Below are 14,114 nucleotides of genomic sequence, written 5' to 3' on the forward strand. Positions count from 1 at the left end.
CCGCTTATAAGGCGGTCTCTTCATGCAGACGCGCACCGCTTGAACCCGAGCCACAAGCCCGGCAGAGAGCATCCAAACAATTTTTTGCCGAAAATTGCAAAGGACAGAAATGAACATGCCCAGCGCGGAATTCTCCCACGCAGACAGCAATTCATCCTCCGGTCGGGAAATGATCGGAGCGGAAATCCTCGTCAACGCACTTGCCGAAGAAGGCGTCGAATACGTCTGGGGCTATCCCGGCGGCGCAGTGCTCTATATCTACGACGAGCTTCACAAGCAAACGAAATTCGAACATATCCTGGTGCGCCACGAACAGGCCGCCGTGCATGCCGCTGACGGCTATGCCCGCGCGACCGGCAAGGTGGGCGTGGCACTGGTGACTTCGGGCCCGGGCGTGACCAACGCCGTGACCGGCATCGCCACCGCTTACCTGGATTCGATCCCGATGGTGGTGATCACCGGCAACGTGCCGACCCACGCCATTGGCCAGGATGCGTTCCAGGAATGCGACACCGTCGGCATCACGCGCCCGATCGTCAAGCACAACTTCCTCGTGAAGGACGTGCGCGACCTGGCCGCGACGATCAAGAAGGCGTTCTTCATTGCCGCCACCGGCCGTCCCGGCCCCGTGGTGGTCGACATCCCGAAGGACGTGTCGCGCAACGCCTGCAAATTCGAGTACCCGAAGGCCGTCGACATGCGGTCGTACAACCCGGTGAACAAGGGGCACTCGGGCCAGATCCGCAAGGCCGTGGCGCTGCTGCAGGCCGCGGAGCGTCCGTATATCTATTCGGGTGGCGGCGTGGTGCTGGCCAACGCCAGCGACGAGCTGCGCGAGCTGGCCGCGCTGACCGGCCATCCGGTGACCAACACGCTGATGGGCCTGGGTGCATTCCCCGGCACGCACAAGCAGTTCGTCGGCATGCTCGGCATGCACGGCACGTATGAAGCCAACATGGCCATGCAGAACTGCGACGTGCTGATCGCCATCGGCGCCCGGTTCGACGACCGCGTGATCGGCAATCCGTCGCACTTCACGGCGCAGGCGCGCAAGATCATCCATATCGACATCGACCCGTCGTCGATCTCGAAGCGCGTCAAGGTGGACATCCCCATCGTCGGCAACGTCAAGGACGTGCTGCAGGAACTGATCGCCCAGATCAAGGCCAGCGACGTCAAGCCCAAGCGCGAGGCGCTGGCGAAGTGGTGGGACCAGATCGAACAATGGCGTTCGGTGGACTGCCTCAAGTACGACCGCAGTTCCGAGATCATCAAGCCGCAGTACGTGGTGGAAAAGATCTGGGAACTGACCAAGGGCGACGCGTTCATCTGCTCCGACGTGGGCCAGCACCAGATGTGGGCCGCGCAGTTCTACAAGTTCGACGAACCGCGCCGCTGGATCAACTCGGGCGGCCTGGGCACGATGGGCGTGGGCCTGCCGTACGCGATGGGCATCAAGAAGGCGTTCCCGGACAAGGAAGTCGTCACCATCACGGGTGAAGGCTCGATCCAGATGTGCATCCAGGAACTGTCGACCTGCCTGCAGTACGACACCCCGGTCAAGATCTGTTCGCTGAACAACGGCTACCTGGGCATGGTGCGCCAGTGGCAGGAAATCGAATACGACAACCGGTATTCGCATTCCTACATGCAGGCACTACCCGACTTCGTGAAGCTGGCCGAATCGTATGGCCACGTGGGCATGCGCATTGAGAAGTCTTCCGATGTCGAGCCGGCCCTGCGCGAGGCATTCCGCCTGAAGGACCGTACCGTGTTCCTGGACTTCCAGACCGACCCCACTGAAAACGTGTGGCCGATGGTCCAGGCCGGCAAGGGGATCTCCGAAATGCTGCTCGGCGCGGAGGACCTGTAATGCGTCACATCATCTCGGTCCTGCTGGAAAACGAACCCGGCGCGCTGTCGCGCGTGGTGGGCCTGTTCTCGGCCCGTGGATACAACATCGAGACGCTGACGGTGGCTCCCACCGAAGATGCGTCGCTGTCGCGGATGACCATCGTCACCACCGGCTCGGACGACGTGATCGAACAGATCACCAAGCACCTGAACCGCCTGGTGGAGGTGGTCAAGGTGGTGGACCTGACCGAAGGCGCGCATATCGAGCGTGAGTTGATGCTGGTCAAGGTCCGTGCCGTGGGCAAGGAGCGCGAGGAAATGAAGCGCACCGCCGACATCTTCCGTGGCCGCATTATCGATGTGACCGAAAAGACGTACACCATCGAGCTGACCGGCAACGGCGGCAAGCTGGATGCGTTCCTCGATGCCATCGACCGCACCGCGATCCTGGAAACCGTCCGTACGGGCGGCTCCGGCATCGGCCGTGGCGAGCGCATCCTGAAGGTCTGACCGGCGCCCCCGGCAACAGAGCACGGCCACAAGCCGACACGCAGTATCCCGAAGCGGCGCGACGACCCCAACAGTCAGGTGTTGCGCCGCCACCCCAATACGAAGATTTGAGAAATTGAAGGAAATATCATGAAAGTGTTTTACGACAAGGACGCCGACCTCTCCCTCATCAAGGGCAAGAATGTCACCATCATCGGCTACGGCTCGCAAGGCCACGCCCACGCGCTGAACCTGAAGGAATCGGGCGTGAACGTGACGGTCGGTCTGCGCAAGAGCGGCGCGTCGTGGAACAAGGCCGTCAACGCCGGCCTGACGGTCAAGGAAGTGGCCGAAGCCGTGAAGGGCGCCGACGTGGTCATGATCCTGCTGCCGGACGAGCAGATCGCCGACGTGTACAAGAACGAAGTGCACGCCAACATCAAGGAAGGCGCCGCCCTGGCCTTCGCCCACGGCTTCAACGTGCACTACGGTGCCGTGATTCCGCGTGCCGACCTGGACGTGATCATGATCGCCCCGAAGGCGCCGGGCCACACGGTGCGTTCGACGTACTCGCAAGGTGGCGGCGTGCCGCACCTGATCGCCGTGCACCAGAACAAGTCCGGCGCCGCCCGTGACATCGCGCTGTCGTACGCCACCGCCAACGGCGGCGGCCGTGCCGGCATCATCGAGACGAACTTCCGCGAAGAAACCGAAACCGACCTGTTCGGCGAGCAGGCCGTGCTGTGCGGCGGTACCGTCGAGCTGATCAAGGCTGGCTTCGAGACGCTGGTGGAAGCCGGCTACGCGCCGGAAATGGCCTACTTCGAGTGCCTGCACGAGCTGAAGCTGATCGTCGACCTGATCTATGAAGGCGGTATCGCCAACATGAACTACTCGATCTCGAACAACGCCGAATATGGCGAGTACGTCACTGGCCCGCGCGTCGTGACGGAAGAGACGAAGAAGGCCATGAAGCAGTGCCTGACCGACATCCAGACCGGCGAATACGCCAAGAGCTTCCTGCTGGAAAACAAGGCGGGCGCCCCGACGCTGATCTCGCGCCGCCGCCTGACGGCTGAGCACCAGATCGAGGAAGTGGGTGCGAAGCTGCGCGCGATGATGCCGTGGATCGCCAAGAACAAGCTGGTCGACCAGTCGAAGAACTAAGCAGTACGGGCAGAAGCGGGCACCGGGCCGATGCGGCCAGGTGCCTCGCCAGTGCCGCAGCCGCCCAGTCGGCCGCCGGTCTTTTGTGATTGCACAAGACATTTCGGCGGTGACTGGGCGGCTTTTTGTTATCCTTGTCGGACTTTTTCAGGCGCTGGCCTGAATTTTTTCTTATCTCTCGCGCCGACATATCCTGAAGGCATGCCACGCGGTACGCTGCGGGCTGGCTATTCGACATGATGTGCACCGTCTGCGCGAACAACAGAACAACGCTTGCATGAACTATCCTCATCCGCTTATCGCCCGTGAAGGCTGGCCGTTCCTGGCCGGCGCTTTCATCATCTCGCTGCTGGTGCATGTCAGCGCGGGCTTCTGGTGGGCGTTGCCGTTGTGGATCATCACGATCTTCGTGCTGCAGTTCTTCCGCGACCCGCCGCGGCCGATTCCGTCGGCCCCCAATGCCATTCTGGCGCCGGCCGACGGCCGCATCGTCGTGGTAGAAAAGACCCAGGACCCGTATGCCGGCCGCGAGGCGCTGAAGATCAGCGTGTTCATGAACGTGTTCAACGTGCATTCGAACCGCGCTTCGCTGGATGGCAAGGTCGAGAAGCTCGAGTATTTCCCGGGCAAGTTCGTCAATGCCGATCTGGACAAGGCATCGCTGGAAAACGAGCGCAACGCGGTGGTGATCCGTCGCGCGGCGGACGGCCAGCTGGTCACGCTGGTGCAGGTGGCCGGCCTGGTGGCTCGCCGCATCCTGTGCTACACGCGGGTCGGCGACACGCTGTCGCGCGGCCAGCGTTACGGCTTCATCCGTTTTGGTTCGCGTGTCGACGTGTATCTGCCCGTCGATGCCCGCCCGCGCGTGACGATCGGCGAGAAGGTGTCGGCCTCGTCCACCGTGCTCGCCGAGCTGGACGTCCAGGCCTGAGGCCGGATCGGTCAGCGACAGGAGACCTGGCATGGGTGCCTTCAACCGACGCAACAAGCGCGTGAGCAATGGCAACGTGACGCATCTGCGTCCGTTCCGCCATAACCAGCTGCGCAACGACGCCGCCTACGAGGCCGACGAGCACGACATCGAGTACGTGCGTCCGCGCCGGCGCGGCATCTACCTGCTGCCCAACGCGTTCACCACGGCGGCGCTGTTCGCGGGGTTCTTCGCGATCGTGCAGGCCATGAACATGCGCTTCGACGTGGCGGCCATCGCCATCTTCGCGGCCATGGTGCTCGATGGCATGGACGGCCGCGTCGCGCGCATCACCAATACGCAGAGCGCGTTTGGCGAACAGTACGATTCGCTGTCGGACATGACATCGTTCGGCGTGGCGCCGGCGCTGGTGATGTACGAGTGGATCTTGCACGACCTGGGCAAGTGGGGCTGGATTGCAGCCTTTGTCTATTGCACCTGTGCCGCGCTGCGGCTGGCGCGTTTCAACGCCAATATCGGCGTGGTCGACAAACGCTTCTTCCAGGGTTTGCCGAGCCCGGCCGCGGCCGCGCTGGTGGCCGGCTTTGTCTGGCTGGCCATCGACAACAAGCTGCCCGTGAAGGAGCTGTGGATGCCGTGGGTTGCCTTTGCGATCACGCTCTATGCGGGCCTGTCGATGGTGTCGAACGCGCCGTTCTACAGCGGCAAGGCGCTCGACGTGCGCTACCGCGTGCCGTTCGGCATGATGGTGCTGGTGCTGGTGCTGTTCGTCATCGTGTCGTCCGACCCGCCGGTTGCACTGTTTGGCCTGTTCGTGGCCTATGCGATCTCGGGCTACGTGCTATGGGCCTGGCGTGCGGTGCATGGTCAGCCCGGCGGGGTGGCCAAGGCGCGTGCCGGCGGCAACGGCAACGGCGCGGGCAGCGGCAATTGACCGGATCTTGAAGAAAAGGGCGCTCATCGGGCGCCCTTTGTTTTTCCGTTCCACAACCTCAGGAGAGTGTCATGGGCATGTTCGACTTCATCAAGGAAGCGGGAGAGAAACTGTTCGGCAAGGGCGAGGCGAAGGCGGCACAGGAGGCTGCCGCGGCCGATCCGTCCGCAAGCGACAAGGCCGAGGCGGCCAACCGCGCGGCCGGCGACGCGATCGAGGCCTATATCGCCCAGATGGGACTGTCCGCCACGGGCCTGACCGTGACCGTGGACGGATCGCAGGGCAAGGTCACCGTATTCGGTGTGGCGCCCGACCAGGCCACGCGCGAGAAGATCATCCTGTGCTGCGGCAATGTGGAGGGGGTCGATTCGGTCGAGGACAAGATGTCGGTCAACGTGGAGAGCGACGAGTCGCAGTGGCACACCGTGGTGAAGGGCGACACGCTCTGGGCGATTTCCCAGGCCGCGTACGGCAATGGCGCCGAATACAACAAGATCTTCGAGGCCAACAAGCCGATGCTGACGCACCCGGACAAGATCTACCCGGGGCAAAAACTGCGCATTCCTCCGAAATAACCCGGTTGCGCCGCCGCAGCAAACGAGCTATAGTCGCCGACATGATTTCGCACCAGACCCAGATCGCCCGCACCACCCTAGGTGGCCTACTAGGCCATCAGGTCGGGACGCGCGCGCGCTAAGGGACTCGGTTACCTCCCCCTGGCGCGGAAATCACCAGGATTTTTGAAAACGCCCCGGCCTGCATTCATGCACGCCGGGGCGTTTTGCATTCCGATCCGAATGCCCGGTGTCGCGATTGCGGGACGGCGGACCAGTACATAAGGCACAGCCCAGGAGCTCCACAAAATGTCTGACAAACTCATCATTTTCGACACCACCTTGCGCGACGGCGAGCAGTCGCCCGGTGCGTCCATGACCCGCGAGGAGAAGATCCGCATTGCGCGTCAGCTGGAGCGTCTGAAGGTCGATGTGATCGAGGCCGGTTTCGCGGCCAGCTCCAATGGCGATTTCGAAGCGATCCGCTCCATTGCCCAGGTTGTTAAGGATTCTACGATCTGCTCGCTGGCCCGCGCCAACGACAAGGACATCGCGCGTGCCGCCGAGGCCCTGAAGCCGGCCAACTCGTTCCGTATCCACACGTTCATCGCCACGTCCGCGCTGCATATGGAGAAGAAGCTCCGCATGACGCCGGACCAGGTCTACGAGCAGGCCCGCCTGGCCGTGCGCTTTGCGCGTCAGTTCACGGACGATATCGAGTTCTCGCCCGAAGACGGCAGCCGTTCGGACATGGACTTCCTGTGCCGCGTGCTCGAAGGCGTGATTGCCGAGGGCGCAACCACGATCAACCTGCCGGATACCGTGGGCTACGCCGTGCCGGAAGGCTATGCGGAGCTGATCCGTTCGGTGCGCGAGCGGATTCCGAATTCGGACAAGGCGGTCTGGTCGGTGCATTGTCATAACGACCTGGGCATGGCCGTGGCCAACTCGCTGGCGGCGGTGAAGCTGGGCGGCGCGCGCCAGATCGAGTGCACGATCAACGGTCTGGGCGAGCGCGCCGGCAACACGAGCCTGGAAGAAGTGGTGATGGCCGTGAAGACGCGCCGCGACTACTTCAATATGGACGTTGGCATCGATACCACGCAGATCGTGCCGGCCTCCAAGCTCGTGTCGCAAGTCACCGGATTCGTGGTGCAGCCGAACAAGGCCGTGGTGGGCGCCAATGCGTTTGCCCACGCCTCGGGCATCCACCAGGATGGCGTGCTCAAGGCGCGCGACACCTACGAGATCATGCGCGCGGAAGATGTGGGCTGGACCGCCAACAAGATCGTCCTGGGCAAGCTCTCGGGCCGCAACGCATTCAAGCAGCGCCTGCAGGAACTGGGCATCGAGCTCGAAAGCGAAGCCGAAATCAACGCCGCGTTCACCCGCTTCAAGGAACTGGCCGACCAGAAGGCCGAGATCTTCGACGAAGACATCCTGGCGATCGTTTCCGACGAAGAGCAGGAAAACGCCAACGAGCACTATCGCTTCGTGTCGCTGTCGCAACGCTCGGAAACCGGCGAGCGTCCGCACGCCCGCGTGGTGTTCAACATCGATGGCGCCGAGCAGGCTGGTGAGGCCGAAGGCAATGGTCCGGTGGATGCGACGCTGCACGCCATCGAAGGGCGCGTGAACAGCGGTGCCGAACTGGTGCTGTATTCGGTGAACGCCATCACGGCCGGTACGCAGGCCCAGGGCGAAGTGACCGTGCGCCTGTCCAAGGCCGGCCGCATCGTCAACGGCGTGGGTACCGATCCGGACATCGTCGCCGCATCGGCCAAGGCCTACCTGGCTGCACTGAACAAGCTGCACGACAAGGCCGTGCAGAAGATCAATCCGCAGATCTGACCTTTATCTGACCTGATTCCTGCGATGCGATGGCGGGGCTCACAAGGCCCCGGCTGTCATGAACCGCCCGCCCCGATGCGTATCCCGCAGGGCCGGGCGGTTTGTCGTTTGTGCGCGTTCAGCGGGGGTCCGGGCGGTCGCGCAGCGGATCGGGGGTGATCAGCGTGCGGCGCAGCACGCCCGCGTCGTCGAACATGAAGTTGAACATCGAGTACCACTGGTCTTCATGCAGGAAGCGGTAGCTCCACGCTTCCTGTTTCAGGCGCGGGTAGTACTCGATCGGCTCGCGCGGGGCACCGAAGTGTTCCAGCACATCCTTCTTCGTCCACGCGTCGACCTTGGCCTTGTAGAGCTCGGTCGTGGTCAGCATCTGCCGGAAATTGGTCAGCTTGCCGTCGCGATCGAAATCGGCGGCATAGGAATATTCGCCAAGCGGTTGTTTCGAGTAGAACCAGCGGGTGGTGCCTTCGTCGAGCCGGTACACATCGGTGGGTTTGCCGAAGGTTGCCGCCACGGCGCTTTGCGGTTGACCTACGAGCTTCAGGCCGGTGTTGACGGGGGTCAGGGCGGGCCCGAGGCTGCTGCAGCCGGCCAGGGCCCCGGCAGCCAGTGTCGCGGCGGCGATCCAGTGCCGGGCGACTGTCGGAAATGTCGTCATGTTCAGTGATTTGCAGCAAAAAGTGCACGAGTCGTAGTGTAGCGGGCCCCGGCGCAATGTGTGTACCATCGCGGCTTTTGCGCAGAGAAGGGAAGTCGAATGGGCGGAATCCGAACAAGCGGGCGCATGGCCCGGCTGCGGGCGTGGCTGGCCGCGACGCTGTGCTGCGTGGCGACGGCCGCTGCGGCACAGCAGCCGGTTGGCGCGCCGATCCGGCTCGGGATGATCGACGGGTTGTCCGGCCCCTTCGCCAATGCAGGCGAGGCCGTGGTGCGCAACCTGCGGATCGCGATCGATCGCATCAATGCCCGGGGTGGAGTGAAACTGCCCGATGGCGCCCATCCGATGGAACTGGTGACGTTCGACAGCAAGGGCAATGTCGACGAGAGCCTGATCCAGTTCCGCAGCCTGGTCGACAAACGCATTCCGTTCGTCCTGCAGGGCAACAGTTCGGCCGTGGCCAGCGCGCTGGTGGCCGCGATCAATCGCCAGAACCAGCGCCAGCCCGACGCGCGCGTGCTGTTCCTGAACTATTCGGCGGTGGACCCCACGCTGACCAACGAGAATTGCAGTTTCTGGCATTTTCGCTTCGACGCCAGTGCCGATATGCGCATGCAGGCGCTGACCGAGGCCATCCGCAGCGAACACGCGGTGCGCAAGGTCTACCTGATCGACCAGGATTACAGCTTCGGGCATCAGGTGGCCCGGTCCGCGCGCGAAATGCTAGCGGCCAAGCGGCCCGATATCCAGGTGGTGGGCGACGAATTCCATCCCATCGGCAAGATCAAGGACTTTGCCCCGTATATCGCCAAGATCAAGGCCAGCGGCGCCGACGCCGTGATTACCGGCAACTGGGGCAACGACCTGACGCTGATGGTCAAGGCCGCGCGCGAGGGCGGCCTTAACGCGCGCTTCTACACGTTCTATGGCAACGGCCTGGGCGCGCCCGCTGCCATGGGCGATGCCGGCGTGGGCCGGGTGCTGGCCGTGGCGGAATGGCATCCGAACGTGGGCGGCGCGGCGTCCGACGCGTTCTACCAGGCGTTCCGCACCCGCTATCCCGATCCGCGCGACGACTACGTGCATCTGCGCATGCAGATGATGGTCGAAATGCTGGCTCGCGCGATCGAGCAGGCTGGCAGCACCGACGCCGTGGCGGTGGCCTACGCGCTCGAAAACATGCGTTTCACGAACGGTTTCCACGAGGCCACGGTGCGGGCGGACGACCACCAGGTGCTGCAGCCGCTCTATGTCTCGATGATGGCCAGGCAGGGCGGCGAGGTGCGTTTCGACAACGAGGGTTCGGGCTACGGCTTCCGGACCATCAAGAAGCTCAAGACGGCCCAGACCACGCTGCCCACCACGTGCCGGATGGAGCGCCCGGCGCGAAATTGAGCCAATGCCGGGGATGGGCTTCGCCGCCGGACGGAATTCGGCTATAATCCGCGGCTGTCGTCCGCAAGTCATCTGGCTGCGGACGGCGGATGCCGAGTCAAAAAGCAAGGCACGACGCAGGCGGCGCATCCCGTGCTGCAGCGTTCGCAAGTGAAAGGAAAACATCATGGCAATTGCCAACAAGTCCGAAGTCATCCAGAAGTTCGCCCGCGGCGCCAACGACACGGGTAGCCCCGAAGTCCAGGTCGCACTGCTGACCACCCGCATCAACGAACTGACCCCGCACTTCAAGGCCAACATGAAGGATCACCACAGCCGCCGCGGTCTGCTGCGCATGGTGAGCCGTCGTCGTCGCCTGCTGGACTACCTCAAGTCCAACGACGCTGACCGTTACCGCGCCCTGATCGAAGCCCTGGGCCTGCGCAAGTAAGGTCTGCGGATGGCAGCACGGGTCCTGCAAGCGTTGTTCAAGCACGATTTCACGTGAGGCCACGATGCCTGCGCCAGCACTGCTGGGGCAGGCATTTTGCTTTTCTGCACCGGCGAATTTTAGCCGGGCAGTGATGGATGTGATGTTTGTTTCACACTAAACGCGGGCGAATTTGCCCGTACGCCGTTGCGCCACGCCGTGCGACGGAGTAAGTTACCTCGCTCTTTCTGACACCGGAACTGGCCAAGGAAACGGGGTTTTGTGTCATTCCATCGCGTATCGCATCGTCCTCATGTGGGCCGGACGGTGGCGCGATGGAATGGCATAGCACTTCCCTGAGACTGCGGACCGGGCAAATTTCCGGCAGTCCGCCTGCCGCTGCGAGCGCAGGCGTCGGCCCGCTGTATCTGTTTACGGCAGGCAAGCATGAATCAAGGAACGCTCATGACCATGTTCAACAAGATCGTCAAGGAATTCCAGTGGGGCCAGCACACGGTCCGCATGGAAACCGGCGAAATCGCCCGTCAGGCATCGGGTGCCGTGATCGTCGACGTGGAAGACACCGTGGTGCTGGCCACCGTGGTGGCAGCCAAGAGCCCGAAGGCGGGCCAGGACTTCTTCCCGCTGACCGTCGACTACATCGAAAAGACCTACGCCGCCGGCAAGATCCCGGGTGGCTTCTTCAAGCGTGAAGGCCGTCCGTCGGAAAACGAGACGCTGACCTCGCGCCTGATCGATCGTCCGCTGCGCCCGCTGTTCCCGGAAGGCTTCTACAACGACGTGCAGGTGGTCATCCACGTCCTGTCGATCAACCCGGAAGTGCCGGCCGACATCCCGGCCCTGATCGCCTCGTCGGCCGCGCTGGCCGTGTCGGGCATCCCGTTCAGCGGCCCGGTGGGCGCCGCCCGCGTTGGCTACAAGGACGGCCAGTACCTGCTGAACCCGAACCGTTCGCAGATCGCCGCGTCGGAACTGGACCTCGTCGTCGCCGGTACCGAGCGTGCCGTGCTGATGGTGGAATCGGAAGCCAACCAGCTGTCGGAAGACGTGATGCTGGGCGCCGTGGTGTATGGCCACGAGCAGATGCAGACCGCCATCAACGCGATCCACGAACTGGTCCGTGAAGGCGGCAAGCCGGAATGGGACTGGGCGCCTGCCGCCAAGAACGAGGCACTGATCGCCAAGGTCAGCGAGATCGGCCTGCCGCTGCTGCAGCAAGCCTACCAACTGCGCCAGAAGTCGGCACGCAGCACCAAGCTCAAGGAAATCTACGCAACCGTGCAGGCCCAGCTGGCCGAAGCCGGCGTGGAAGCCGACAAGGTGGAAGTGGGTAACGTCCTGTTCGACCTGGAAGCCAAGATCGTGCGTGGCCAGATCCTGGCCGGCGAGCCGCGTATCGACGGCCGCGACACGCGCACCGTGCGCCCGATCGAGATCCGTTCGTCGGTGCTGCCGCGCGCCCACGGTTCGTCGCTGTTCACGCGTGGCGAAACCCAGGCGCTGGCAGTGGCCACGCTGGGCACCAAGAGCGACGAGCAGATCATCGACGCGCTGGCCGGCGAGTACCGCGACCGCTTCATGCTCCACTACAACATGCCCCCGTTCGCCACCGGCGAAACGGGCCGCGTGGGCAGCCCGAAGCGCCGTGAAATCGGCCACGGCCGTCTGGCCAAGCGCGCACTGATCCCGGTGCTGCCGAAGGAAGACGAATTCGCCTACACGATCCGCCTGGTTTCGGAAATCACCGAATCCAACGGCTCGTCGTCGATGGCATCGGTGTGCGGCGGCTGCCTGGCACTGATGGACGCTGGCGTGCCGGTGAAGGCGCACGTGGCCGGCGTGGCCATGGGCCTGATCCTGGAAGGCAACAAGTTTGCCGTGCTGACCGACATCCTGGGCGACGAAGATCACCTGGGCGACATGGACTTCAAGGTGGCGGGTACCGATACGGGTATCACGGCACTGCAGATGGACATCAAGGTGCAGGGCATCACCAAGGAAATCATGCAGGTGGCACTGGCGCAAGCCCGTGAAGGCCGTATGCACATCCTGGGCAAGATGCAGGAAGCGATGGGCCACGCCCGCACCGAGCTGTCGGAGCACGCGCCGCGCATGATCACGATGAAGATCCATCCGGACAAGATTCGTGAAGTGATCGGCAAGGGCGGTTCGACCATCCAGGCGCTGACCAAGGAAACGGGCACGACCATCGACATCCAGGAAGACGGCACGATCACGATCGCCTCGACCTCGACGGATGGCATGGCCGAAGCCAAGCGCCGCATCGAAGGCATCACCGCCGAAGCCGAAGTGGGCAAGATCTACGCCGGTACCGTGCTGAAGCTGCTGGACTTCGGTGCCATCGTGAACATCCTGCCGGGCAAGGACGGTCTGCTGCATATCTCCGAGATCGTCAACGAGCGCGTGAAGGACATCAAGGACTGGCTGAAGGAAGGCCAGCAGGTGCGCGTGAAGCTGATCCAGGCCGACGAGAAGGGTCGTCTGCGTCTGTCGCTGAAGGCTGCGCTGGCTGAAGAGGGCGGCAGCATCAGCCCGATCGCCCCGCAAGGCGATGCGCCGGCGGCATCGACCTCGCCGGAACAGCAGCAGTAAGCTGAACGGCAGGCGGTACCGATAGCAGTACCTGCAAAAGCGGCTGGCGATGTCCAGCCGCTTTTTTGTTTACACTGCCGGTCAGTCTTTTACCTGCCTTGGGCGCGCGCATGCTTGCCGCGCGCCATGCGACATACGACATTGATGAGGAGCGATCATGAAAGCCATCGAAATCCGTGAATACGGCGGCCCTGAAGTCCTGCAGGAAACGCAGCGTCCCGACCCGGAGCCGAAGGCCGGAGAGATCCTGATCCGCGTGGCGGCAGCGGGCATCAATCGCCCCGATGTGTTCCAGCGTACCGGCAATTATCCGGTGCCGCCGGGTGCGTCCGACTTGCCGGGCCTGGAGGTGGCCGGCGTGGTGGTGGGCGGCGACCTGTCGAATCCGGCGAACCGTTTTGGCTTGAAAGTGGGCGACCGGGTTTGCGCGCTGGTGCAGGGCGGCGGCTACGCCGAGCTTTGCACGGCACCGATCGAACAATGCCTGCCGGTGCCCGACGGCCTCAGCGATATCGAAGCTGCCGCGCTGCCGGAGACATTCTTCACCGTGTGGAGCAACGTGTTTGATCGTGGCCAATTGGGCAAGGGCCCGCGCGGAGCGGCGGAGACGCTGCTGATCCAGGGCGGGTCGAGCGGCATCGGTACCACGGCCATCCAGATCGCCAAGGCGATGGGCTTCAAGGTGTTCGTGACGGCGGGCAGCGACGACAAGTGCAAGGCCTGCGAGGCGTTGGGCGCCGACCGTGCGATCAACTACAAGACGCAGGACTTCGTCGCCGAGGTCAAGGCTTTGACCGAAGGCAAGGGTGTTGATGTGATTCTCGACATGGTGGCCGGTTCGTACCTGGCCCGGGAACTGTCGTGCATCGCTGACGACGGCCGCATCGTCATCATCGCGCTGCTGGGCGGCGGCAAGGCCGAAATTCCGCTGGGCGATATCCTGCGCCGGCGCATCACCGTGACAGGTTCGACACTGCGTCCGCGTCCGGCATCGTTCAAGGGCGCGATTGCGCAGGCGCTGCACCAGAACGTCTGGCCGCTGCTGGCTTCGGGCAAGATCAAGCCCGTGATCTACAAGGTCTTCCCTGCCGCGCAGGCCGCCGATGCCCATCGCCTGATGGAATCGAGCGAGCACACCGGCAAGATCGTGCTGACCTGGTAACGGGTTTCGTGGGGGCCCCAAACCACCCAACCGGAGGCAAAAGTTGGGGGGCGACCCAAAGAGGTGGGCCAAAGGA

The 14,114-nt window shown here is 63.5% G+C and carries 12 protein-coding genes; 11 read left to right on the top strand and 1 reads right to left on the bottom strand.

Translation table 11 applies throughout. The features are described from left to right. The first annotated feature begins 109 nt into the window (after positions 1-109). The 7 genes from AC3FJ6_RS06745 (at position 110) to AC3FJ6_RS06775 (ending at position 7,780) form a co-directional block, all read left to right on the top strand. Positions 110-1,873, top strand: coding sequence for an acetolactate synthase 3 catalytic subunit (locus AC3FJ6_RS06745; RefSeq protein WP_029050864.1), 1,764 nt, complete (start codon positions 110-112; stop codon positions 1,871-1,873). Next, positions 1,873-2,364: an acetolactate synthase small subunit gene (ilvN, locus tag AC3FJ6_RS06750; protein ID WP_008643328.1), complete on the top strand. Its 492-nt coding sequence runs from the start codon at positions 1,873-1,875 to the stop codon at positions 2,362-2,364. The genes AC3FJ6_RS06745 and ilvN overlap by 1 nt, the downstream gene beginning before the upstream one ends. A gap of 129 nt (positions 2,365-2,493) precedes the next feature. Continuing rightward, positions 2,494-3,510 (top strand): ketol-acid reductoisomerase, encoded by a 1,017-nt coding sequence (ilvC, locus tag AC3FJ6_RS06755; RefSeq protein ID WP_029050863.1) that lies wholly within the window; start codon positions 2,494-2,496, stop codon positions 3,508-3,510. 277 nt (positions 3,511-3,787) lie between these two features. Then, positions 3,788-4,441 carry a phosphatidylserine decarboxylase gene (locus AC3FJ6_RS06760; protein WP_066738990.1) on the top strand — a complete coding sequence of 218 codons (654 nt, stop codon included), beginning with the start codon at positions 3,788-3,790 and terminating at the stop codon, positions 4,439-4,441. 31 nt (positions 4,442-4,472) lie between these two features. Further along, positions 4,473-5,375 carry a CDP-diacylglycerol--serine O-phosphatidyltransferase gene (pssA, locus tag AC3FJ6_RS06765; protein ID WP_488771219.1) on the top strand — a complete coding sequence of 301 codons (903 nt, stop codon included), beginning with the start codon at positions 4,473-4,475 and terminating at the stop codon, positions 5,373-5,375. A gap of 71 nt (positions 5,376-5,446) precedes the next feature. Continuing rightward, a complete protein-coding gene (gene lysM / locus AC3FJ6_RS06770) occupies positions 5,447-5,950 on the top strand; it encodes a peptidoglycan-binding protein LysM (protein ID WP_400393471.1) in 504 nt (167 codons plus the stop codon). Between the two features lie 288 nt (positions 5,951-6,238). Beyond that, entirely contained in the window at positions 6,239-7,780 is a 1,542-nt protein-coding gene (locus AC3FJ6_RS06775; RefSeq protein ID WP_488771220.1) for a 2-isopropylmalate synthase, read from the top strand. 118 nt (positions 7,781-7,898) lie between these two features. Here the strand turns inward: AC3FJ6_RS06775 and AC3FJ6_RS06780 are convergent, their stop codons facing one another. Further along, positions 7,899-8,438 carry a hypothetical protein gene (locus AC3FJ6_RS06780; protein ID WP_488771221.1) on the bottom strand — a complete coding sequence of 180 codons (540 nt, stop codon included), beginning with the start codon at positions 8,436-8,438 and terminating at the stop codon, positions 7,899-7,901. A 126-nt stretch (positions 8,439-8,564) separates the two neighbouring features. Here AC3FJ6_RS06780 and AC3FJ6_RS06785 point away from each other — a divergent pair, with 126 nt between their 5' ends. From AC3FJ6_RS06785 to AC3FJ6_RS06800, 4 genes are all read left to right on the top strand, one after another. After that, positions 8,565-9,833, top strand: a complete 1,269-nt coding sequence (locus tag AC3FJ6_RS06785; RefSeq protein ID WP_488771222.1) for a branched-chain amino acid ABC transporter substrate-binding protein — start codon at positions 8,565-8,567, stop codon at positions 9,831-9,833. Between the two features lie 166 nt (positions 9,834-9,999). Further along, a complete protein-coding gene (gene rpsO, locus AC3FJ6_RS06790) occupies positions 10,000-10,263 on the top strand; it encodes a 30S ribosomal protein S15 (protein ID WP_153947581.1) in 264 nt (87 codons plus the stop codon). A gap of 444 nt (positions 10,264-10,707) precedes the next feature. Then, positions 10,708-12,876 (top strand): polyribonucleotide nucleotidyltransferase, encoded by a 2,169-nt coding sequence (gene pnp / locus AC3FJ6_RS06795; RefSeq protein WP_488771223.1) that lies wholly within the window; start codon positions 10,708-10,710, stop codon positions 12,874-12,876. Between the two features lie 157 nt (positions 12,877-13,033). Continuing rightward, the gene (locus tag AC3FJ6_RS06800) at positions 13,034-14,038 is read left to right on the top strand and encodes an NAD(P)H-quinone oxidoreductase (RefSeq protein ID WP_488771224.1); all 1,005 of its coding nucleotides are present in this window, start codon (positions 13,034-13,036) and stop codon (positions 14,036-14,038) included. Positions 14,039-14,114: the final 76 nt, after the last annotated feature.

It is taken from the genome of Cupriavidus sp. 94F1 (genome assembly GCF_057798875.1).